The sequence below is a fragment of the Thiocapsa rosea genome (assembly GCF_003634315.1).
Lineage (GTDB): Bacteria > Pseudomonadota > Gammaproteobacteria > Chromatiales > Chromatiaceae > Thiocapsa > Thiocapsa rosea.
Map to the genome: position 1 here is coordinate 3354531 of NZ_RBXL01000001.1, position 20621 is coordinate 3375151.

At 67.9% G+C, this 20621-nt stretch carries 21 protein-coding genes; 3 read left to right on the forward strand and 18 right to left on the reverse strand.

Translation table 11 applies throughout. The features are described 5' to 3' along the window. Positions 1-162 precede the first annotated feature (162 nt). The 10 genes from BDD21_RS15080 to bet all read right to left on the reverse strand — a co-directional run bounded on the left by BDD21_RS15080 (position 163) and on the right by bet (position 10231). Positions 163-423 carry a histidine kinase gene (locus BDD21_RS15080; protein WP_120797838.1) on the reverse strand — a complete coding sequence of 87 codons (261 nt, stop codon included), beginning with the start codon at positions 421-423 and terminating at the stop codon, positions 163-165. A gap of 164 nt (positions 424-587) precedes the next feature. Further along, complete coding sequence (locus BDD21_RS15085) at positions 588-1646, reverse strand: DUF7146 domain-containing protein (protein ID WP_120797839.1); 1059 nt, start codon at positions 1644-1646, stop codon at positions 588-590. A gap of 100 nt (positions 1647-1746) precedes the next feature. Next, positions 1747-2250 carry a JAB domain-containing protein gene (locus tag BDD21_RS15090; RefSeq protein WP_093036220.1) on the reverse strand — a complete coding sequence of 168 codons (504 nt, stop codon included), beginning with the start codon at positions 2248-2250 and terminating at the stop codon, positions 1747-1749. Between the two features lie 86 nt (positions 2251-2336). After that, the gene (locus BDD21_RS15095) at positions 2337-3122 is read right to left on the reverse strand and encodes an N-6 DNA methylase (protein WP_120797840.1); all 786 of its coding nucleotides are present in this window, start codon (positions 3120-3122) and stop codon (positions 2337-2339) included. A gap of 262 nt (positions 3123-3384) precedes the next feature. Then, the gene (locus BDD21_RS15100; RefSeq protein WP_120797841.1) at positions 3385-5184 is read right to left on the reverse strand and encodes a VWA domain-containing protein; all 1800 of its coding nucleotides are present in this window, start codon (positions 5182-5184) and stop codon (positions 3385-3387) included. Positions 5185-5297: 113 nt separating this feature from the next. Further along, complete coding sequence (locus tag BDD21_RS15105; RefSeq protein WP_120797842.1) at positions 5298-6359, reverse strand: DUF3150 domain-containing protein; 1062 nt, start codon at positions 6357-6359, stop codon at positions 5298-5300. An 84-nt stretch (positions 6360-6443) separates the two neighbouring features. Further along, the gene (locus tag BDD21_RS15110) at positions 6444-6797 is read right to left on the reverse strand and encodes a hypothetical protein (protein WP_120797843.1); all 354 of its coding nucleotides are present in this window, start codon (positions 6795-6797) and stop codon (positions 6444-6446) included. Further along, entirely contained in the window at positions 6794-7747 is a 954-nt protein-coding gene (locus tag BDD21_RS15115) for an AAA family ATPase (RefSeq protein ID WP_120797844.1), read from the reverse strand. Before BDD21_RS15115 ends, BDD21_RS15110 begins: the two co-directional genes overlap by 4 nt. A gap of 293 nt (positions 7748-8040) precedes the next feature. Beyond that, on the reverse strand, positions 8041-9057 hold the full coding sequence (locus BDD21_RS15120; protein WP_120797845.1) for a YqaJ viral recombinase family nuclease: 1017 nt from the start codon (positions 9055-9057) through the stop codon (positions 8041-8043). Positions 9058-9163: 106 nt separating this feature from the next. Continuing rightward, positions 9164-10231, reverse strand: a complete 1068-nt coding sequence (gene bet, locus BDD21_RS15125; RefSeq protein WP_120797846.1) for a phage recombination protein Bet — start codon at positions 10229-10231, stop codon at positions 9164-9166. Between the two features lie 641 nt (positions 10232-10872). On the opposite strand from bet, the gene BDD21_RS15130 reads away from it, so the two are divergent. The 3 genes from BDD21_RS15130 to BDD21_RS15140 all read left to right on the forward strand — a co-directional run bounded on the left by BDD21_RS15130 (position 10873) and on the right by BDD21_RS15140 (position 12381). Continuing rightward, a complete protein-coding gene (locus BDD21_RS15130; RefSeq protein WP_120797847.1) occupies positions 10873-11490 on the forward strand; it encodes a plasmid stabilization protein in 618 nt (205 codons plus the stop codon). A gap of 267 nt (positions 11491-11757) precedes the next feature. Next, complete coding sequence (locus tag BDD21_RS15135; RefSeq protein WP_425470254.1) at positions 11758-12069, forward strand: type II toxin-antitoxin system RelE/ParE family toxin; 312 nt, start codon at positions 11758-11760, stop codon at positions 12067-12069. Positions 12070-12081: 12 nt separating this feature from the next. Beyond that, the gene (locus BDD21_RS15140; protein WP_120797848.1) at positions 12082-12381 is read left to right on the forward strand and encodes a HigA family addiction module antitoxin; all 300 of its coding nucleotides are present in this window, start codon (positions 12082-12084) and stop codon (positions 12379-12381) included. A gap of 210 nt (positions 12382-12591) precedes the next feature. Here BDD21_RS15140 and BDD21_RS15145 read toward each other — a convergent pair whose 3' ends face one another. From BDD21_RS15145 to BDD21_RS15180, 8 genes are all read right to left on the reverse strand, one after another. Further along, positions 12592-13023, reverse strand: a complete 432-nt coding sequence (locus tag BDD21_RS15145) for a putative toxin-antitoxin system toxin component, PIN family (RefSeq protein WP_120797849.1) — start codon at positions 13021-13023, stop codon at positions 12592-12594. Between the two features lie 2 nt (positions 13024-13025). After that, complete coding sequence (locus tag BDD21_RS15150) at positions 13026-13298, reverse strand: type II toxin-antitoxin system Phd/YefM family antitoxin (RefSeq protein ID WP_120797850.1); 273 nt, start codon at positions 13296-13298, stop codon at positions 13026-13028. Positions 13299-13957: 659 nt separating this feature from the next. After that, the gene (locus BDD21_RS15155) at positions 13958-14548 is read right to left on the reverse strand and encodes a phosphodiester glycosidase family protein (protein ID WP_245969627.1); all 591 of its coding nucleotides are present in this window, start codon (positions 14546-14548) and stop codon (positions 13958-13960) included. Positions 14549-14835: 287 nt separating this feature from the next. Next, entirely contained in the window at positions 14836-15360 is a 525-nt protein-coding gene (locus tag BDD21_RS15160) for a GNAT family N-acetyltransferase (protein WP_120797851.1), read from the reverse strand. Then, complete coding sequence (locus BDD21_RS15165) at positions 15357-15626, reverse strand: type II toxin -antitoxin system TacA 1-like antitoxin (protein WP_120799951.1); 270 nt, start codon at positions 15624-15626, stop codon at positions 15357-15359. Before BDD21_RS15165 ends, BDD21_RS15160 begins: the two co-directional genes overlap by 4 nt. Before the next feature lie 69 nt (positions 15627-15695). Then, a complete protein-coding gene (gene traN, locus BDD21_RS15170; RefSeq protein ID WP_120797852.1) occupies positions 15696-18455 on the reverse strand; it encodes a conjugal transfer protein TraN in 2760 nt (919 codons plus the stop codon). After that, positions 18442-19473 carry a TraU family protein gene (locus BDD21_RS15175; RefSeq protein WP_120797853.1) on the reverse strand — a complete coding sequence of 344 codons (1032 nt, stop codon included), beginning with the start codon at positions 19471-19473 and terminating at the stop codon, positions 18442-18444. The genes traN and BDD21_RS15175 overlap by 14 nt, the downstream gene beginning before the upstream one ends. Next, entirely contained in the window at positions 19470-20615 is a 1146-nt protein-coding gene (locus BDD21_RS15180) for a TrbC family F-type conjugative pilus assembly protein (protein WP_245969628.1), read from the reverse strand. Before BDD21_RS15180 ends, BDD21_RS15175 begins: the two co-directional genes overlap by 4 nt. Positions 20616-20621: the final 6 nt, after the last annotated feature.

Sequence of the window (20621 nt, forward strand, 5' to 3'; positions counted from 1 at the left end):
GAACGCTTGAACTGGATCGGAACCTTGATCCTGCTGAATCTGGCGCCGCTTCTCGCGCTCGATCTGTCGATCTGACTCTGCCGGGCGGGGTACCGAGCTCGCGCCGTCGGGAGGGGGTGCCGCTCGGGTCATGACCGTCGAAGCCGTTTGCCTTCACCCGGATCAGGACCAGCTGCGCGCGATCTTGCCCGGACCCCGATCCCAAAGCTGTCTCAGCAGGGCAGGGCGGCCCTCCAGTGCCGCGACGAGGGCATCTTCGGCGGCCTCGTCACCGCTGCGTTCCGCCCAGGCGCCCGCGAACCCGGCGAGCCACGCGCGCTGGGCGTGCGCGTCGTCGAGCGGCGGGAACAGGTCGGGTGTGCGAGCGCCCTCGAGGACGCGACTGCCGGCGTCGAACCAATCAAGCGCTGTCGTTTCGGTCATCGGGCATTGTCGGTGAAAAGTCGAAGCCCTCAGTATCGCGCGTCGACCGACGCCGCAACAAAAAACCCACCGGCGCTTTCGCCCCGGCGGGTTTGCTTGGGTTGACGGGTGAGCTCGCCGATCGCGCACCCGTGCGGGTGCGGGTCGACGCGTTCACCGTTCGGTCAGGCCGCGGCGCGCAGATCGAGCCGCCACAGATCGCACCAGTCGAGGCTTTTGCTGCCCTCCGGGATCGGCCCTTTCGGTAGATGCAGCGCCACCCGAATACCTCGTGAGACAAGCCGCTCGCGCAGTGCGCGGGCGGCTTGCTCCCCGGTTCCCGAGCGATCCAGATCGGCCCAGATCACGACCAGATCGACCCCCGGCGGCGGCACGAACCGCTGCAGCAGGGTCGCGGAGATCCCGGCCCAGACCGGCATCGCGGTGCGCTGGCGGATCACCAGTGCGGTCTCGATCCCTTCGGTGATCCCCAGGGTCACACAGGCCGGGTAGAGCCGCACGGCACCCCCGCAGAGCGTGCCGATCGGCGGCATCATCTTCTTCGGATGCGCGACCGGGGCCTTGTGTCCCGCGCGGTCGAGGTAGATCCGGTGTAGGGACACCGGTCGGCCCTCGGCATCCGACACCTTGGCCACAAGCGCCGGGAAGGTGCCGACGCGTCTCGTGTCCTCGTAGTACGCCAGCCCCGGATGAAACCGGAGCACGCGCGGGTCGGGTTCGGCATCGATTCCGCGACGGGACAGATACCGCCGCAGCGGGAGGGCCTGCCGGTCGTCCGGGTCCAGGGTCTCGGACCAGACGCGCCGAAGGGCGGCCTCGGCCGAGCCGGCGTCTTTCCCGCCGTCGTCGGCCGGGCGCGAGACGACGACCGGTCTCGGTCGCGGCTCGATTGTCCGCGGCTGTCTCGTGTCGAGCCCCAGATCCCGGGCGACCGCCTCCAGGGTCTCGCGAAAGCCCCAAGCGTTGGCCCACATCAGCAACGCGAATCCATCGCGCCGGGGGCCGCAGCTGTTGCAGATCCCGCCTCCGGTTTCCGCTACATCGCGGAAGACCCGGAACCCGTCCGATCCGCCATGGACCGGGCAGGGCACGTGTCGACCCGGACGGGCCAGTGCAGGCGCCAAGGTCGGCGCGAGCCGACCGAGGATGCCGATCCAGCGTCCGCGGGCGTGCTCGCGGACGATGCGTGCGTCAAGGGTCATGTGCAGTCTGGATGGGTTCATGCGGTGTGTCTCCGAGGTCGGGCGGGGCACACCTCCCCGACGGGGAGATCGGCCCCGCGGGGTTGAGTGGATTGGGTTTTTTGCGATAGTCGATAGACCGTCAGAGCACGCCGCGCTCGGCCATGGAGACGGCCTCGCCGTCGCCGACGATCATGTGATCGATCACCCGCACGTCGAACAGCGAGAGGCCCTCGCGCAGTCGCTGGGTGAGGCGCAGATCGGCTTGGGAGGGCTCCGGAACACCCGAGGGGTGGTTGTGGGCGAAGATGACCGCCGCCGCGCCGGTCTCCACCACCTTGCGCAGAACCTCTCTGGGATGCACGCTGGCCCCGTCGATGGTGCCGCGGAACAATTCCTCGTAGCGGATGACGCGATGGCGGTTGTCCAGATACAGGCACGCGAACACCTCGTAGTGCAGCCCGTAGAGCCGCAGCTTGAGGAAGTTGCGCGTGGCCTCCGGATTGGTCAGGCAGTCCTGCTTGACCAGGTACTTCTGCTCCAGGCAGCGGATGGCGTTGGCCACCAGCTCCCGATCGCTTTCCGGCAGGTCGGCCCGGCGCATGTGGTCGGGTTCCAGGGGGAGTGACAGCTGGGGTTTCTTCATGGGTGGTGTCTCCGGGGTCGAGCGGGGAGACACGTCCCCCCGATGCGGGGAAGGGTGTCCCCGCGGGGTGGATGGCTGTCGGCGCGTTAGGCCGTGCGTTGCAGCGGCGGCAGCGCCGCGTCGTCGAAGAGGCTCAACTGACGGCTCTCGGTGGCCGCCGTGACGGCCGCGAGGCGTTGTGGTGCGCGGGCCGGGAGGACCTCGGGGATCGGCTCGGGACGACCGGCGATGCACGCGGGCGCGGCGAGGCGATGCGTCACCACCTCCAGATCGGCCGGATTGCCGAGCGCATTGCCGCGGTAGACCAGGATCTCCCCGAGCGGTCCATGCAGGGCCGCGTTGGCGAGCAGCTGGCAGGCGGTCATGCGCGCGCACAGCGGATCCAGATCGATCGCCGTGAGCGACAGACGCCGCAGCGCCTCGGCGCCGTGTTTCATCGCGATGGTCTTGCAGACCGACAGCAGCAGGATTCCCGCACCGCTGGTCGGCTCCAGGATCGTGACGAAGCGGTCCTTCGGATGCGCCGACGGATCCATATCCATGGTGTTGATCTCGGCCATGAAATCCGCGACCGACTGGGGCGTGAAATACTGCCCCATCCATTTGCGTTGGCCGTGTGCGCTCAGCTCCATGTAGACGGCGCCGAGAATGTCCCGCCAGGGGTTCTCGGCGACGAGCCGTCCGTAGAGGCCGGAGAGCTCGAACAGCGCGTTGTGACGCCGCTCGTCCCAAGGTGTTTCGAGTCGCTCGCCGAAGCCGGCGAGCACATCCATGGTCAGGAAGCGCAGCCATTCGTCGGGGCGATGGTCGCCGCGACGCGCGAGGGTTTCGATCAGGCCCGCAAGCGCGCGGGCGGGACGGGGTGTGGACATGCGTCTCTCCAGTGAAGGGGAGACGCACCGCCCCCGGGGGAGAGTGGCTCTCCCCGCGGGGTGGATTGGATCAGTGGGTTCGGCTGTGTTTCCGGCGGACCGGGCGGCCAGCGACCGCTTCTCGGAGATCCTCGACAGCGAGGATCCGGGGAACCGTGCTTGCGATGAACGCGCGAGCGCGCCCACGGCGAGCACACCTCCCGGACCCGGACCGGCCGTCCGCGGTGGACGGCCGATCGAGGTCCCGACGGCTGGGGTCAGGTCAGGTCAGGAGAAGCTGCTCGGCAATCCCGAACAGCGCGGTCTTCAGATCCTCGACGGCGTCGATCCGTACGGCGATCGGGAACAGACGCCCGACGTCCACGGCGATGCCCACGCCGATCATCTCGATGCCGGCCGCGCCGGCCCGTTCGATCAGGTCGGCGGCGGTGTGCACGTCGTCGGGTTGTCCGTCGGTCAGTGTGATGATCACCTTGCGCGTCTCGCGACGGGCCAGCAGATCCGCCGCGGCGAACCACAGCGCCCCGGTCATCGGCGTACCGCCGCGACCGCGTTGGACGAACGCCCCGACGCGGGACGCCGTCCGCTCGCCGTGCGTCAGGATCCGGGTCACTTTGTCGGCGTGACCCTGCAGGCTCGGGAAGGCCGTCACCGCGCGCGAGACGCCTTTGACCGGCTCCAAGGCCAGCGCCAGCGCTGCGGCCGCATCCAATGCGATCGCATCTCGGCCTGCACGCATGGACGAGGACAGATCCACCAGCAGGTGCAGCGCCGTATTCGGTGCGATCGCCTGCTCGCGGATCCGGAACACCCGCGGGTCGCCGACGCCGGCACGGTGCAGGTGACGTGGACTCAAGGATTGTCCACGTCGACCCGTTCGGGAGCGTTCCTGGGTGTGGGTTTCGATCAAGCCCTGCAGACGTGCCGCGAGCTTCGCCGACTGTCCCTTAACCCGGTCCAGGGCCATCCTTCCGGATCTTGGATCCCCCGCGTACGCCTCCGCTGCGGGAAGCAGCGTCGCCGGATCGCGGTTTCGCCCGTTCAAGGCTTGGGCGACCGACGCGAAGAGGTCCTCCGGAAGGTCGGCGTCGGTGGCGGACAGTGCCTGTTGCAGTGCGCTGCGGACGTCGTTGCCTGCCGGGGCACTGTCGGTGGCCGTGGCCCCGGCATCCGCCTTTCGTCCGTCTTGGCCCTTCTGGCCTTCGGCTTCCTCGTCCCGATCCTGTCTTCCCTCGCCTGTCGATGCGCCGTTCGCGGATCCTCCGTTTCCGGCATCATCCTGTTCGGCGTCGTCTGCGGACGGACTGTCCGTGGACGCCTCCTGTGCATCGTCGTCTTGCTCCGTCCCGTCCCCTGCGTCCGGATCGGATTCCGGCTGGGAGCACGTATCGCCCTCCGTCTCGGACGGCGGATTGGGCTGGATCGGCGCCGCAGGCGGCGGCTCCTGCGATTCCTCCTCGATCAACCCGACGATCCGCCGAGCAAGGTCGATCGACGCCGCCGTGCTCGCCAGCCTCGGGATCTCGGACATGAGTCCCTGCAGCCGATGGACGAAGCGCGGTTGGAAGACCGCCCGCATGACGCGATCGGCCTCCTTGGCGTGGCTTGCGAGCGCGTCCTGCTTGCGGTAACGATGTCGGGCCAGGGCGAGGAACCCGTTGCCGAGGATGTCGGACGGGCTCTCGGTCTCGCTCACCGCCGACTGCGAGCCGTCGGCCACCAAAGCGGCCACGACCGCATCGAGCGTCCTGCGGGTCCCCGGATAGACGGCGATCAGCTCGCCCTCGATCCGGATGTCTTCGATGACCCCTTGGATGAACCGCTCCAGCGGTTTGTGCGCCCTCGGCAGGGCGAAGTCGGTGTAGCGGACATGGGCCGCTTCGTGGGCCAGATAGCCCCACGCCAGCGTCCGCGCCGTCGGGTCGCTCCCGATCGCGGGGATGACGATCACGCCGCCGTCGGTGCAGGCTTGCGTGCCGCCGACCCGCACGGGGATGCCGAATCTGCGCCCGTAGGCGGCGGCGACGATCGGCAATGCGTCGGTCAAGGTCTTGGGTGTCATGGTGTGCTCCTGAGTGAAGAAGGGGCACACCACCCCGGCGGGGTCGGTGTACCCCGGTCGGGTGGGATGATGCGAAGCCGGCGCGGATGCGCCGGCTCGGGTTCAGGCTCGGATCAGAAAAAGAAGCCCTCGACGTCCGCGACCGTCTCCTCGACGGGCCTGGCGAATGCGGGCTCCGGTGGGTGGTCCTGTACGTCGATGTCCGTGTCGGCCTCGACCGGCCCATCGCCGAACAAGGCGTCCATCTCGGCCTCGAAGTCCATCGCGGACTGCACGGCGAGCGGCAACGGCGTGACCTCGGTCGGCGTTGCGTCCGATTCCATGTCGCTGTCGCTCGCGCTCGGCGCGCCGCCCTGCTGCACCGCCCACTGGCCCGCCCCGTGGCGCGCCATGCGTTCGGCATCCGACAGCAGCAGCGCGAGCCCCATGCCTTCGTTGAAGATCGGGCCTTCGATCGGGCGGTCCGTCGGCAGACGGGCGAACCAATGATCGAGGGTGTCCACCACCGGATGGATCCGTTGGTCCACGAAGGACAGGCAGGCGAGCTTCTCGCGGATACGTCGGAAGGTGCCGAGCGCACGGCGATGCAGCTTCTCCTTGCCCTCGAAGCTGCCTTCGAGCTCGCGGGCCATCTGCTCGACTTCGGCGAAGATGCCGTCGCCGAGCCCCTGGACCTCCTCCTCGAGTGTCCCCGGTTGCTCCGCCGGGGCGATCCGCACGATCTGGTAGCCGAAGCGCAGACGCGTCCCGACGACCTCCGCCGGCTCGATGGCCCGACGAATCGGGTCCTCCCAGGCGGGCAGATTGGAAATCCACTCCTCCAACGCCCGGTCGTAACCGGCCAGGAAGGCGCGGGTTTCCGTGTCGAACTCCAGCTTCAGCACCGCTAAGCTCTCGGCGATCGACTCGGCGTGCGCATGCGGCACGGCAAACCCGCCGAGAAAGCGGGTTCCGACCTGCAGGCAGGTGCGCTCCGCACCCTTCTTGAGGCGGTGAAAGATCTTGAGCGACTCGGGGTCGCAGACCCGTTTGGATCCCAGGGAGACCAGCTCCTCGGGCGGGACCTCGGTGCCGAGCTTCAGGTCCTCGGCGCGCAGTTTCTTGCGTCCGGACCAGATGGCGACGTTCAACATGACCAGGGTGATCCGGTCGGTGACGTGGGTGATCGTGTGCATCGGTGGGCTCCGCGCCGAACGACGACGCACGCGATCGCCGGACGGCGAAGACGTGCGCCGCGGTCGGCCGTGTGTCGAGATCGGTTAGAAGTAAAACCCGTCGTCGTCCCCGCCCAGGAGGGCGGTGATGTCGCGGGTCGGCTTGGGGTCGGGCGTGGGTACGGCAGGAGGCAGCCGAGGATCCGGACCCTCCCGAGACAGGAGCGCCACGGCCCCGGTCGCATCGATGTCCGCCTGTCCGATGGCGACGTAGCCCTTGAGTGTCTTCTCGCGTGCCCGCTCCAGGGCGATCCGCAACGGCTTGGATTGGCATTGGCGCAGGCGACCGGCCGGTCCCCAACGGATCTGCGCCGTCCCGTTGCCGAGATCGGCGTAGGCCCATTCCTTGGCGGTTCCGTCGCCGTGGTCGTACCGGTAGAGCCGATACAACGGGCTCACGGCTTCGCACCCCAGTAGTCGCCGAAGACATCGGCGGCGATGCGGTGGATCGCCTCGCGCTGCTCCGGCTCCGCGCGGGCGGTCAAGGACTGCTGCAGGGCATACGCGAAGACGTTCGGTGCGCCTTTGAACGCGAGACTCAGCGTGGCCCAGCGCACCAGGGTCCGGGTGCTCATGGTCACGGTCAGCTCTCCGGATTCCGTCCCGGCGCCCAGAAACAGGCGCCGCACCTCCTCGGCCACGAGGATCATCTTCGCGATGATCTCCGCGGGCAGCTTCGGGACCGCCGCGGCGATCAGATCCTTCTCGGTGTCGGGCTCCGGATAGCCAACCTGCACCACTCGGAAGCGATCCATGAAGGCGAGGTTCTGTCGCAGCACCCCTTGGTAGAGCCCCGAGCGGTCGCCGGCACCGGCGGTGTTGCCGGTCGCCACGACCCGGAACTTCGGATGAGGACGGATCACCTCCCCGCCGTTCTCGGCAATCACCAGGGGCTGGCCCTCGAGGATGTCGTTCAGACCCGCCAACTCGGCCGGGTCCATCAGATCGCTCTCGTTGAGCACCAGGATGTGCCCGTCGCGCGCCGCCGTGGACAGGGGTCCGTGGACGAACCGGGTGCTGCCCTCGATCAACACGAACTGGCCGACCAGGGCCGCCAGCTCCATGCGCCCGTGGCAGGTCACCGACTGCACCGGCCAGGCGAGCCGGGCGGCGATCTGCAGGATCAGGCTGGTCTTGCCCGATCCGGTCGGACCGGTCAGGAACAGGCCGTCGCCGCCGGCATCGTGCAGGAAGGCCAGCACGTCGCGCAGCAGCTCGGGTCTGAAGACGTAGGGCTTGCGCACCGGGATGTGCGGGTGGGTGTCGTCGGCGAAACCGATCACTTCCAGACCCGGACGGGTCTTGACGTTGAAGGTGGTCGCGACATCGAAACGCTGCGTAGCGGTCATGGTGTGGTCTCCATCGGGTGGGTGGACCCGAGGAAACGCACGCCTCCCGTGAGGGGAGCGCAGGTCTCCCCGGGGGGTGGGTTGCAGAGGGTTGGGATTGGCTGTGTCGCCGAGAAACGGCCCGTTCAGCTCGCGGAGTCGTCATGTCCGGCAGGGACATCACGTCATTCGGCTGTCCGATCGGGACTGCTGAAACATCAGTCCGGACGGGACAGCCGCCCGCCGGGGCCGGGGTGTCTCTGAATCGGGGATCGGCGAATCCGGGGCCCGTCCATGGGCCTGGATTCGCGGTGTCAGAAGTAGAAGCCGTGCTCGCTCGCCGCGGGATCCTGCATCGTGTCGAGCGCGGCTGCATCGAACGGAACGCTTGCCGTGCCGTCCTTCAGGGTCGTGATCCTGACCCGGTCGGAGGCAGTGCGGCGATAGCGCTCCAGACTCAGCGGATCGACATCCGGGACGAGGTCCGACAACGCGGCCTTGTAGTCGATCGCTCCGGCCACGGCGTAGTGAAGTACCCGCAACCCGGCGCTCTCGCCCATCGCGAAGTCGCCCAGCAGGGTGACCAGTTGCGACTCGATGCCCTCCAGGCCCGACTTCAGGGTCTTGAGCGTCGCGTCGAGCTTGGCCTTCTCTGCGGCGAGCGTGCGGTACTCCCCGGACAGCCGTGTCCAGGTCGCCAGCTCCGTGCCGGACGGGGTGTAGAGATCCCGCACGGGATCGCGCTCGGGCTCGTGCTTTTTCTCGACCCGCTTCCGAAACTCCAGGCAGCGCGGCACCAAGGTGTCCCGGATGAAGGTCTCGTCGCGCGGGATGCGAAAGTCGAGCGCGATGCCCGGTGCCCTATGAAACACCAGCCAGCCTTCGGCGGCATCGGCGACATGGATCTGGCACTGGACCTGATGCCAATAGAGACGGTAGGCCTCCGAGGCCACACCGTGCTCCAGGACCTGCAGGTAGGTGGTCTCGTGCGGCACCTTGAGCTCGACCGGGATGCCGTCATTGTCCAGGCCGTCGAACGAGGCGCGGATGACGGGATTGGTGTCGGATTCGCCGCAGAGCGGCAGCAGCAAGGTGTCGTGGCGTTCCTCGAAGCCCTGGCGGGCGGTGTCTTCGAGCGCGTTGCCGCGCCGCACGACCGGGTTGCCGCTCAGGTCTTCGGGCAACAGCATTCCGATCTTCTCCGCCCACAGGCGCCACGGCGTCTTGTAGGGCGAGACGCCAAGAACGGCCGCGGCGTCCGAGGCCGAAACCCCGGCGTTCCGCCAGGCGTGCCAGCCGGGTGTGCGTTGGGTGATGTCGATGACGTGCATGGGGTGCTCCAAAAGAAACAGGGGCACCGTCCCCGAGGGGCAGCGCGTGCCCCATGGGGTGGATGATCGAATAGCCCGCGACTGCCGTCCGTGGCGGTCATGGGGTTTAGGCGGCCTCGGCGACGGGCGCCTCGGCGGTCTTGGCTTTTTTCGTGACGACGGACAGCGCGGCGGCTTGCTCCAACTCGGCGAGGGCGTAGGCCAGATGCGCCCCGTTGAAGCGGGCGCGGGCATAGTCCTCGGCCTGACCCCAGGCGCCGACCTTGCAGGCGCGCTCCACGAGCATGGCGACCTGCTTGGCCACCTGCGCGTCGATGACGGCATCCCGATGCGCGGGATCCGTCGGGGCGGTTTCGGAGACGGAGGTCTCGTCGATTCCGTTTGCCCGAGCGGTGTCGACCGACGCGGTGTCGGCGACTGTCGGAGTCACCTGCGGTTGGATCGTGGTCGGTTGCGCGGTGACGACCTCGCCCTCGATCACGGCTCCGTCGACGGGGGCATGGCCCTCGATGGCCTTGCCTTCCATCTCCTCGGCGGTGTAGCCGGCTTCCTCGGGAAAGGCCGCCCGCAGGCTCGCGGCTTTGGCGCATTTGAGCAGTTGTCCCTTCGGACGCTTCTGCCACATCTCGTTCGGCACCTCCGCACGGCCTTGTCGGGCATATGTCTCCTCCCAGAAGACCATCTCGGAGAAGGGGCAGCGCACCCCGTTGACCATCCGATAGACCGTCGTTTCGGCCCACTCGGGGAAGGTCACGGTGACGGCGACCTCGGTCCACTTGTCGTCGCGCTTGACCGTTCCGGTGAAGGTCTTGGCCAGCTCCGGTCCGAAACGCGGCGAATCGAGCCCCGCCCACAGGCCGGTGCGCGCCGCCGTGATCTGGACCTCGGCGATGCCGGGCCAAACGGTCTCGACGTAACGTCCGAGCGCGGTCGACCACATGGAAACGACGTGGACCGGGCGCTTCATCACGTCCAGGCCGCGCGCCTGGCAATAGCGCACCGCGAGGATCACACCCTCGGGTGTCTTGGCGTTGGGGAAGATCGAGTCGGCGAGCACCGCCCAGGTTCCGGCGTCCAGGCCGATCTCGGCGAGGACGCTCGGGGCGACCGGGAGGCGGCTGGGGAGGAGCGAGGTGGTGAGGGCTTGGGTCGGGTTGTTGCGGCGCGTGGCCATGGTGTGGTCTCCATCGGGTGGGTGAACCCGAGGAGACGCACCTTCCCCCCGGGGAGCGGCTGTCTCCCCGGGACGGGTGAGCCGGCAGGGCCGGCGGCTGGTTTTGGCTGTGTTCGGGCAAACGCCCGGGGTCAGCGGCCCCGTCGGTCGGTCTCGCGCAGGGAGAACCGAACGGATGACGCGTGAATCGCCTGTCCGCTGCGAACCGTGCGGGTCACGGACGCCCTCGGCGCGCAGGGGACAGGGGAATCGATGGGGTTCGGAGGATGGCGTGCGGGCGTACGGAGCGACACGGGGCGGCGTCGATCCTCGGGACGAGGTCGGTGCGTTGCGGAACCTTCGATGGAGACGGGTGCGCGATCGGCATGGATGGCCGTCGTCGGCACCCTGACGGCGTGTGGCCGTCGCAGCGACCGCATGCGCTCAGAGGGACTTGGTTTCGGCTGTCACGTCCGGGCGGACGTTTCGGCTTGCAGGGGAGCCGCGGCCAGCTACCGCGCACCTATTCCAGCGCAGGCGCACGGCGATTGCAAGGCCGCAGCCTGCTCGAAAAGCAGCGTTTCGGAGGTCTTTTCCCCGGTGCGAGCTTGCTCGGGTCCCGGATAGCCTGAAGGCCCCGATCAGCCGCAAAGAGCATCCCCATGCCCGTCCCGAGAGGTTACAGCCGCCCCGAATTTCACGTCCCCGTAACCCTGCAATCGGCACATGCCCACCGCGTCGTCGGCCGCAGCCTGATCCGTGTCGCGCGCGCCCTCTACGGGATCGACGTGGTGCTCCACGCGATCGGCGATGCCCGGCAGATGGAGGAGGTCGAGGGCCTGGTCGATGGCCTGCTCGGCGCCTTCGCCCAACGCTTGGACGAGGAGATCGCCCGCGTGGAGACATTGAAGAGCGCCAACGGCATCGCGGCCGTGCCGCGCTACACCAACCCGAGTCGGGTGACCTTCCGCATCTCTTCGCCTCAACTCTCCCAATACGCCAATCTGATCCAGGCCCTCGATCGGCTCACCGTCGGCATCGACACCCTCTGGCTGAGCGGCCTCTTCAGCAACCGCCAACGCGCCGATGCGGTCTACACCTGGCGCAACGAGCTTCTCGCCGTCGGTCGACGCATCGTCGAGATCGAAGCGCGTGCCCGCGATTTCGCACGGCGCCAAGGCAAGGACGCGGAGATCGCCGCCGGGGATGCCGCTGCAACCTCCGTGGTGGTGTTGGACGAGGAGGGCGAGTTGGAGGGAGACGAGGAGGAGGCTGGATAACGTTCGTCGATCGACCGCCTCTCCGGGTCGGGTCAGAGCCCGGTGACACCGGGGGTTCGATCGCGATCGGTGAGGAGCAACCCGCTCGACGGCGTGTTGCGGCACGCGGGCTCCACACCGACTGCGGGTATCGGTTCTCCGAACCGAGGCGACGGGCTCGGTACCCGATTGCCCTATACCTCATGGCCACGATCGCTGACGGCGAGAGAACCGCAGGACTCCGAGCTGCGGTCGAGCGTCCTTGCAGAGGATCCCGTTGCCGTTGCGATGTATCGTTTATCGATCTGCGATCAGGTCATGGCGATCCAAGCCTTCCGATGCGCCGAGACGAGACGCTTGTTCGAGCGCCTGCGGGTGAAGCGCTTCGTAAATATCGAGGGTCCGGCGCGGCGTAAACTGATTTATCTCGATGCGGCCCGTGATCTGTCGGATCTGCGCATCCCTCCGGGCAATCGTCTCGAAGCCTTACGCGGTGACCGGTATGGCCAGCACAGCATTCGCATCAATGATCAGTGGCGCTTGTGCTTCGTCTGGTCAGCCGACGGGCCGACGGAGGTCGAGATCGTCGCCTATCATTAGGGTACCACTGCAATGACCGACAAACTGCCCCCGATTCACCCCGGAGAGATCCTGCGCGAGGATTTCATGCTGCCGCTGGGCCTCTCCAGCAACGCCCTCGCGCGTGCGATCGGCGTCACTCCCACACGGATCAACGAGATCGTGCGCGAAAGGCGTGGGATCACGGCCGAGACCGCCCTGCGACTCGCCCGCTTTTTCGGTACCTCGGTGGATCTCTGGATGAACCTGCAACAGCGTTACGATCTGGAACGCGCGAAGGATCTGCTCGGCGATTCACTTGAACAGATTACGCCCATGCACCTTGCGGCCTGACGGAGGGGTCTGCGGCGGGCTCCTCGCCGCCGCGTCACTTTGCCGTCGCGTCGCCGGTTGATCCATTCCGTATCGGCACTCCCCCCCCCCGACAGCGGTGGTTCCTATCATCACGAAACAGAGGGTGCGCCGGATGGTCGTCAAGCCATCGCGGCCGTGGTCTGGCCTGGTTCGATCGGGATCAGCCATTCACTCCGACCGTTCGCGCATTCAGGGCCCGCCGTGCGCGGCCCAGAGTTCGGCCGGCGTCTGAATGGGATAGCGGTCCCGCAGCGCGAGCAGGGCCTTGTCGCCGGTGATGAGCAAATCCGCCTGTCCGGTTCGGCGCGCGGCGATCAGTGTGCCCAGCACGGGCTGGTCGTGGATATCCCCGAGCGCGGGTTCGTCCATCGCCTCCGGCTCGACCAGCTCGGCCTGGATCGCAAGCGCGTCGACGAGGTCGTCGATCTCCGTGGCGCCGAGGCCATGCCGGTGCGCGAGCTTGGGCAGCACTCGCCGCAGCTCCCCGAGAATGTAGTCGGAGAGCACCACATCCAGCGCGCCATGTCGCCACGCGGCGACGAGTTTCCCGGGGATGCTGGCGGGGTATGCGATGCCGGAGAGCAGGACGTTGGTATCAAGCACGACGCGCAGGGCGGACACCTTCAGCGCCCGGCGCGGATGTCGGCCACCGCCGCGTCGATCTCGGCCAGGCCCTCCGCCTCCGGCACCGTGGCGTATCCGGCCTCAATGCGCTGGCACAAGGCGTCGAAGCGGGCCTGCATGCGACGGATGCGCTCGAATAGGCGGGCATCCACCAGAGCTGCCACCGGCTTGCCGTCCCGTTTGATGAGGATGCTGTCATGACGGTACTGCACCTGGTTGAGCATGTCGCCGAGGTTCTGGCGGAGGGCAACGGCACTGGTTTCGCTGATCATGGCGTATGGGTCGTTATGAGCAATATGGTCAGTATGGTTCAAAAGGTCTCCGGGAGGCAATCCTGTGCATCCTGTACAGCGCATCGTCTACTCGGATGGTGTTGGCCTTATGGTCTCGTCGGGGGGCGACTATTGCCGAGTCAGCACATCGTTTTCTGCAGTGCATCGTGCCTTTCTTCCCTTGCGCTGGTTTGCCCGCAGCGGGCCGATTGAGGCGGACAATGTCCAAGAGATGCCCGCAGAAGGAGAACAGCGGCTTCTCACACGATGCCGCGGTGCACGTCGGCGCACACGATCGCGCCGGCATCGGGCGCTTGCTGTCTTCCTGGCTCGGCCCCCTATGTCCGGTTTATTGAACAGTGCTGCCGGCTCTAGCCGTGGAGGCGATCTGCGTTGTTGGCCGAGTCAAGGCTTTCGCCATATCCGACTCCAGTGACCGGTCATGGGGCGGAGGGGCCACGAATGCCGGCGACTGGACTGGCAGCAGACCGCGTCCACCAAGTCGAGCAGACTCGTGGCAACCGTCGCCTTACCGCCGGACGCCAGTGATTGCATCGCCGGCTCCTGCCCTGTGGCGGCTCCGAGTGCCGATGTCGCTTTCCGGAATCCGCCTTCACAGGGCGGTGCAGAGTGCTCGGTTTCGGCTCCCTTGGCACGGTTCAACGCGGGCAGATTCCGAGCAGGTTCCTCACGCGTTTCCAGGGTTGCAGGGTCACTGGAGCCCGGTCGGCGCCGCGGTCGAAGAAGAATCCCGTCGAGGATCCGCCGTCGAGGTTGATGGCGCGATCGACCCTCCAACGCGTCAGGACGCCCGGGAAAGCGAGAATTTCCCCGAGTTCGGCGAGGGTGAGATTGCTCGTGGTCGCACCGATGACCCAGTGTCCGCGCCAATCCGTAGCAATGAAGGTACGCCGCCGCGGATCGGTGGCCGACAGACCCCGCACCGAGCGTCCGTCTTCCACGAGATAGGGTCCGGTCTGCAACAAGGCTGTGATGCTCGGGTGATCTTGGAACCGGCCACGCCGGACGAGGTGGATGCCGCGCTCGTCGCTGTAGATCACGCCGCTCAGGAGTTTTGCGGTCTCGAAGCGATTGATCCGTCGTCCTTTGGAAATCACGAGCCCGGACGGCTGCCGATCCGGATGGAAGAAGCCGCCGTTGACCCCGGCCACGCAGCCCTCGCTGCGGAAGGCGGACTCCAGCGGCGGGTCAGCCGCGTCGGGGCCGGACCCCGAATCGATGACTTCCAAGCGGAACGCGCGCGAGGTGAAGGAGGCGAGGTGTGCGGTGACCTGTTTGCCGTCGGACGGGCGGGCGCACCGCGGTGCGATTGGCGTAGGCGAGGTCAGCGCTGACGTCCTGCCGCGCCGATTCTCCGGCGGGCGCCCAGTTCGCGGCGAGCGCTGTCGAAGCCTGCAGCAGAAGGGCCAGGAGGAGAATGCGCGGCCACGCCGGACAGGCGTTGAACGAGCTACGCATGCGGGCCGCTCGCTCTTGTCGGATCGGCCTCATCATCGACCCGGCTGCCGGAATCCGTTCAATGGCCCTGCAGCATGGCGTCGAGCTGCTTCCAACTCAGGTAGAGGCGTTGCCGGTAACCCGGCAACTCGCGGAAGTCCCAGCGCCGATAGAACGCCTTGGCCGGCTCGTCGATGCAGTCGTGGATGACCGCCACGACCGGGAAGATCCGGCTCGCCAGGTGACAATCCACGAGCGCCTGCGCGAGCAGGCGGTGCCCGAGACCCAGACCTTGGTGCCCCGCGTCCACGCCGAGCCAGGCCAGTACCGCCACCGGTAGATCCCGGCGCGGCAGGTGTCGGCAGAGCTCCGGCGGCAGGTCGGAGAAGTCGATTTGAGCGGTTGCGAGCGTATAGAACCCGGCAATGTCTCCCGCTGCTGCGATCAGCGCCTTCGTTGCAGACAGGCGCTTGTCCTGATTCTGCAGCGCCTTGGTGGCGAGCCAGTCGTCGACCTGTGCTTGGCCGCAGCGGAAGACCGAGCGCGGGTGGCTCTTGCGAAGGGATTCGAGACGGTAGCCGTCGGGGAAACGGACGGCGTTCATTCGCCCCGCATCAAGGCACCGAGTGCTTGCTGCGCCTCGGTGAGCCGAGCCGGCTCGTCGAGCGCTTGCCAAAAGGCGAGCTGCTCGTCGGCGGTCAGGGCGATGACGCGCTGCCGGGCGGCGCTCAGCTCGCGTTGCGCCTGAGCGACGACGACCGTACGCACGTAATCGCTGATACTGACGTGGCGCAGCTTCGCCGCCTGCGCGACGCTGTCCTTGCTGACGGCGTCGAGACGGACCATGAGACTGGTCGACGGGCTGGTCATCGGCATCCTCGGATCGATCATGATGCCTGGAAACGTATAGCGCTCTGCAATACATGTCAAGAGTCCCGCCTACTCGGCAGGCAGAGCCGGAAGCGTCTCGCGCCAGAGTTCGGACTCGGCCTCCTTGCGGACCTCTTCGCTGTCGAGTCCGTCGCTGCGTTGCGTGGTGCGCGTCGCCGCATCCGGCCGCCCTGTGGCGCGCACGGCCAAGGGGCTGCCCGCGCCGGTCAAGTCCTCGACGGTGAGGGTCTCGAGGGTCGGGAAGTGCCCGGTCTCGTAGAGGATCGCCAGCCACTCGTCGAGATTCACCCGGGTCCAGTCGACGCGCGCGAAGTCCCGGATGTCGATCCCGGAGCACTCCGGCGATTCGGCCTCGCCCCAGTCGCGCCCGAGCTGCGGGCGGATCTGCTGGTTCAAGATCCGCGCGAGCGGGGTGTTGAAGCAGCAGTAACTCTCGCGCTTTTCCACGCACCAGGTCAGCACCTCCTTCCTGCAGTAGGAGCCGACGCGATGGCAGGCGCGCAGCTCGCGTTTGGCGCCCAGCTCGAACTCGCTCTGCTCGCAGGTCCAGATGATGCGGATCAGGATCATCACGACCGTGTAGATCATGTAGGCATACATCGCCCAGGCCATCGCCGTGCCGAGCCAGGCCGTGCCGCCGCCGAGCTGCAGCACCGAGCCTTCCGCCACCACGCCGCCGGTGACCGCCACCCCGCCGCTCGTGGTCGAGAAGAGCGCATTGACCGCGGCATCGCCGAAGAGCTGTGCGGCCCATTCCGCGGTTTGCTTCAGAATGGCTTGTTTGACGGCGCTCAGGCCGACCTCGGCCGCGGCATCGGTCGCGGCCGCCGCGGTCTTGCCGGTGAAGCTGTTGGCCACGCTGGTGAACGATTCCTTGACCGCGCTCCAGGTGGCGGTGACGGGCTGGCGCAGCGTCTCCCAGGAACCGCGGATCATCGCCCCTTTGTCGAGCCCCATGATCGCGGCATCGATTTTCCCGAGTGCGAAGATCAGACTCACGTAATCCGCCAGCGACACGCCTTGGGGTCGCGTACAGCAGTTGACGATCCCCCCGACCGCGCGTTTGCACTGATGGGCGCTGCCCGAGAACACCCGGCAGCTTCCGCCCGGCGTGCACTGCATGTCCGAGACCGCCATCTGCACGGTCTGCAAGGCCCCGACCGCCTTGGCGAAGTCCGTGGACTGCTCCTCGGGAAACTCGGCGCAGTCGGTGCCCAGGCAGCGCACCGGACCGGCACAGTCCAGCGTGCGGTTGCGCTCCAGGAACGGGATGGTGCGGGTGGTGCCGCAGTCCCAGGTCTCTTCAAACAGAAAACAGGTTCCGCGGTTGTCGACGGCCCCCTCGACGCATTCGGATTTGATGAAGCCGCAGGCGGGATCCTCTTCCAAGGCAATGCAGTCGGAGGGTTGATCGCCATCGTTGTAGGGGCATTGGAGCTGTCCCTGCGGATCGGTCCAGCACGACATCGGCCCTTGGTTGAACCCCGAGCAGCTCGCGGTCACCTTGATCTGCGTGCAGAAGGGGTTCTGACCGGCCACGGGCGGGGTCGCCATGGCGTCCGGGCAAACGCGCACGTCGGCGTTCTCGTAACAGCCGTCCGCGGCGAGCGGGGGCGAGCCCAAGCATTCGACCGTGCCGCTGCAGAAGTCGCTGCCGAGGGTCTCGAGCAGGTCATGGCAACCGTCGTTCGCGCCCCAGAGACTGCGCAGCGGTCGGGAGACGTAGCGGATTTCCACCTCGAGCCGGATTCCGCCGGTCCAGGCGGCGTCGTAGACCTGCGGAATGCACCAGGCGCAGCCCTTCTCCGGTAGGGTGCCGTCGGTGAAGGTCCAGGCATGGCCGTGGCGCAGGTGGAAATCGCCCCCGTTGCGCAGCGCTTGCGTCATCGACTGGGCGGTATAGCCGAACGCGGTCGTCTGCATGCGGTTCACGCCCGGAAAGGTCGCCGAATACCACCCCTGGTAGCGCTCGAGGAAGAATCCCTCCTCGGGTTCGGGCTGCGCCGGGCGCTCCTCGAAGGCAAGGGTCACCCGAATGTCCGTCACCCGCGACGGATCGCTCACGCCGAAGCCGCCGTCCAACGGCGTCTGCAGGGCCAGCTGCGCGGACCCGTGCCAGACTCCGGTGCGCTCCAGCACGACCCGCTTGCAGCCGGGTCCGCAGCTCTCGAGCTCAGCTCCGCCGGTGACCGACACGAGGCTGTCCGGCGCCGGGAACTCATAGTCGTGATACCAGGAGCAGGAGCCGCCTTGCGGCGTGAGTCGATCGCAGGTGCGCAGGTCCTGGACATGGACCTCGCGGGTCCCGTTGTCGAAGGTCGTCTCGGTCTCGCAATGGCCGAAGGTCTCGGCGATCGCCTCGAAGTTGTCGAGCACGTCGTCGGTCTGCGCCCACAGCGGATCGATGCGCATGTCGGCACGGGAGCGCTCGACCGCGCCGCGCAGGGTGCGGTACGCCTCGCCGGTCGCCGAGCCCTCGGAGATCAGCGCACCTTGGGCCTGTTGGCCTTGAATCAGGGTGCCGTGGTGATTGCCGTAGAGCCCGGAGAAGCTCGCCGGGTCGCCCCCGGCGGCGCCGGGGAAGAGCGCGTCGAGACGCAGGTTCCCGCCGGGCATCGACAGGCTATCGCCCGAGAGTGCCGGCAAGGTCAGGGCGCCGGCCGCCGCGCGACCGGTTTCCTTGCCGGCATCGATCGCGTCGGCGAAATCGTCGCCCCACACCGACGCCCAAGGGGTCCAGGCCAGGGCGATGCAGAGGAAGCCGGTCAGGACCCGAACCGGGAGGGGATACCGCTCAGAAGGTCGCACAGCAGTCGTTCCAGCGCCACAGCAGATAGAGATGGTCCTCCCCGACCGCGGGGATGTTGCGCCACTCCCCCCACGTCAACGGGCTTTCGCCGATCACATGGGCGCGCTGCGTCTCGGGCAGGGGATAGAACATCGAGAGCTTGTACTGGCTCTTCGGGAGGAAGGGCGCGATCGGGGAGCCGCACAGGGCATCGTTGCCCATGGTGCGACGCGCGAGACCGCGGCGATGCAGGGCCGCCAGCGACCGGGCCGAGGCCAGGCTGGTTTCGCGCGCACGCGCGCCGACGGTCGGCCCGCGCCCGGTGAAGGGATAGAGGTTGCCCCAGGTCCCGGCACACCAGAAGAGCGCATCGATCGGGGTGCCCGCGGTGGACGCGGCGGCATCGGCCAGACAGGCGGCCAGGGCGACCGGATTGGCGAGCCAGGCGGCCTCGGGATTGGTGAAGAAGGCCAGCTCGTCGTGGTTCCAGGTCGGATCCAGCTCGGAGAGATAGAGCAGGTCCAGATCGACGTAGCCGTCCGGGTTGCAGCGGTCGTCCCAGAACAGGTCCAGCAGGATCAGCAGCGGGAAGGCGTACCAATGGAAGTTGTAGAAGGAGGTGTCGCTTGCGTCGTACTCGGCTTGCCCCGCGGTCCCGAGCAGACGGCGACTGCCGAGCGGCAGGCGGATCCCGCCCAGGGCCGGGGCGCAGCGCGGCGCATGAACCAGCTCGATCAGCCGTGCGGGCTCCCACATCCCGACGGTAAAGCCCGGATGCGGCACGCCGAGGGCGTCGTTGCAGGCACAGAAGGGGGCGGAGGCTGCACCCGCCGGAGCGGTGCCGCCGAACAGCGGCATGCCGGCGATGCGGATCGGAAACAGACAGGCCCAGCAGACATCGGTGATCAGCTTGCCCGAGAACAGCTCGGCATCCGGGCAGGCGGGGTCGGCAGCATCGGCCGCGCCGAGCGTTGCCGTCAGAAGGGCCACGCAGAGCAGGATCGGGCCGGCGCGGCGGGGCAGGGTGGGTGCCTTCATCGGGGATCCTCGGGCGGATGCTCGCGCACCAGGAACACCCGCCCCGCGGCCTCGACGCTCGCCGGCACGCGCTCCAGGGCGAAGCGTTCACGCACGTCCGGGGTGAGCAGATAGACCGTCTCGTCCAGGGCATCCTCGACTGCGCGAAAACCCTCCCAGCCGGCCTCGCGATCGAAACGGGTCGCCAGATAGACCGGGCGCAGCGCCCCGGCGCTCTCGCCTAGCATGCGCGCCATGCGGACCTGAGCCGGCTCGGTCGGATCGAACACCACCAGACGCAGCCCGAAGGCCAGGCGATCGAGCGGATTGAGCCGCTCGCCGGAGCGCACCAGTAGCGTGCCGTCCGGCAGGGCGATGTCGGCCTTCGCCTCGATCAGGGGATCGATCACCCGCGTGCGGGGCTCCCGCGCGGCCGGCAGATGTTCGAAGACCGCGCGTGTCCAGTAGCGCGCGAGTGCCTGCTCGCGCAGGGCTGCAAGATCCAGCGCGGCAACCCGGCGCGCGATCTCCTCGAGCATGTCCGGTTCGGAGATCCTCTCGACCGGGCCGCGCACACCGAGGTCCCCGGTCCGACCGGCCGCCACCTGCGCCTGCAGCCAGGCCGGATCCGACAGGCCGGCGACCCGTGCGATCTCCCCGTCGGGTCCGGACAGGATCATCAGCGGGACCGACTCGGCACCGGCCTCGCGAAAAGGTGTCGGGTCGAGCGCGACCGCGGGCATCGGATCGAGCCCTTCAAGCTCGGCGTGGATCCCGCGCATGAAGTCCACCAGCGGTTCGCCTTCGGCCACCCCGCGAAAGACGACCCGCACGTCGGGTCGGGCGGCAGAGGCGAAGATGTCGCGCAGGGCGGCCGCGCCCAGCGCGCGCGAGACCAAGAGCGTGATGGTCTGCGTCGGGGTTGCGTCCGTATCGGGGACGGCGGGCATTTGCGCGGTGGTCAGTCGCTGCATCCGTTCGCGCTCGGCCGCGCCGAGGGCCTCGCCCGCCCGTGTGGACGCGCTGGGCGGATTCCGGAGCCACTCCGGAAGTGTCGTGCCGGAGACCGTCTCTTGGATGGCCCCCGCCTGATCGCGCAGCGCCCGCAGCTCGGCGCGCTCGCCGGCGTGGGAGGAGGCCGTCTGGGCGAGCAGGAGCAACACGGAGAC

What these genes read in the sequence shown, in the direction of transcription:
- BDD21_RS15080 (WP_120797838.1), bottom strand. Translation starts at nt 423, where the DNA reads ATGACCGAAACGACAGCGCTTGATTGGTTCGACGCCGGCAGTCGCGTC.
- BDD21_RS15085 (WP_120797839.1), bottom strand. Translation starts at nt 1,646, where the DNA reads ATGAACCCATCCAGACTGCACATGACCCTTGACGCACGCATCGTCCGC.
- BDD21_RS15090 (WP_093036220.1), bottom strand. Translation starts at nt 2,250, where the DNA reads ATGAAGAAACCCCAGCTGTCACTCCCCCTGGAACCCGACCACATGCGC.
- BDD21_RS15095 (WP_120797840.1), bottom strand. Translation starts at nt 3,122, where the DNA reads ATGTCCACACCCCGTCCCGCCCGCGCGCTTGCGGGCCTGATCGAAACC.
- BDD21_RS15100 (WP_120797841.1), bottom strand. Translation starts at nt 5,184, where the DNA reads ATGACACCCAAGACCTTGACCGACGCATTGCCGATCGTCGCCGCCGCC.
- BDD21_RS15105 (WP_120797842.1), bottom strand. Translation starts at nt 6,359, where the DNA reads ATGCACACGATCACCCACGTCACCGACCGGATCACCCTGGTCATGTTG.
- BDD21_RS15115 (WP_120797844.1), bottom strand. Translation starts at nt 7,747, where the DNA reads ATGACCGCTACGCAGCGTTTCGATGTCGCGACCACCTTCAACGTCAAG.
- BDD21_RS15120 (WP_120797845.1), bottom strand. Translation starts at nt 9,057, where the DNA reads ATGCACGTCATCGACATCACCCAACGCACACCCGGCTGGCACGCCTGG.
- bet (WP_120797846.1), bottom strand. Translation starts at nt 10,231, where the DNA reads ATGGCCACGCGCCGCAACAACCCGACCCAAGCCCTCACCACCTCGCTC.
- BDD21_RS15130 (WP_120797847.1), top strand. Translation starts at nt 10,873, where the DNA reads ATGCCCGTCCCGAGAGGTTACAGCCGCCCCGAATTTCACGTCCCCGTA.
- BDD21_RS15135 (WP_425470254.1), top strand. Translation starts at nt 11,758, where the DNA reads ATGTATCGTTTATCGATCTGCGATCAGGTCATGGCGATCCAAGCCTTC.
- BDD21_RS15140 (WP_120797848.1), top strand. Translation starts at nt 12,082, where the DNA reads ATGACCGACAAACTGCCCCCGATTCACCCCGGAGAGATCCTGCGCGAG.
- BDD21_RS15150 (WP_120797850.1), bottom strand. Translation starts at nt 13,298, where the DNA reads ATGATCAGCGAAACCAGTGCCGTTGCCCTCCGCCAGAACCTCGGCGAC.
- BDD21_RS15160 (WP_120797851.1), bottom strand. Translation starts at nt 15,360, where the DNA reads ATGAACGCCGTCCGTTTCCCCGACGGCTACCGTCTCGAATCCCTTCGC.
- BDD21_RS15165 (WP_120799951.1), bottom strand. Translation starts at nt 15,626, where the DNA reads ATGACCAGCCCGTCGACCAGTCTCATGGTCCGTCTCGACGCCGTCAGC.
- BDD21_RS15175 (WP_120797853.1), bottom strand. Translation starts at nt 19,473, where the DNA reads ATGAAGGCACCCACCCTGCCCCGCCGCGCCGGCCCGATCCTGCTCTGC.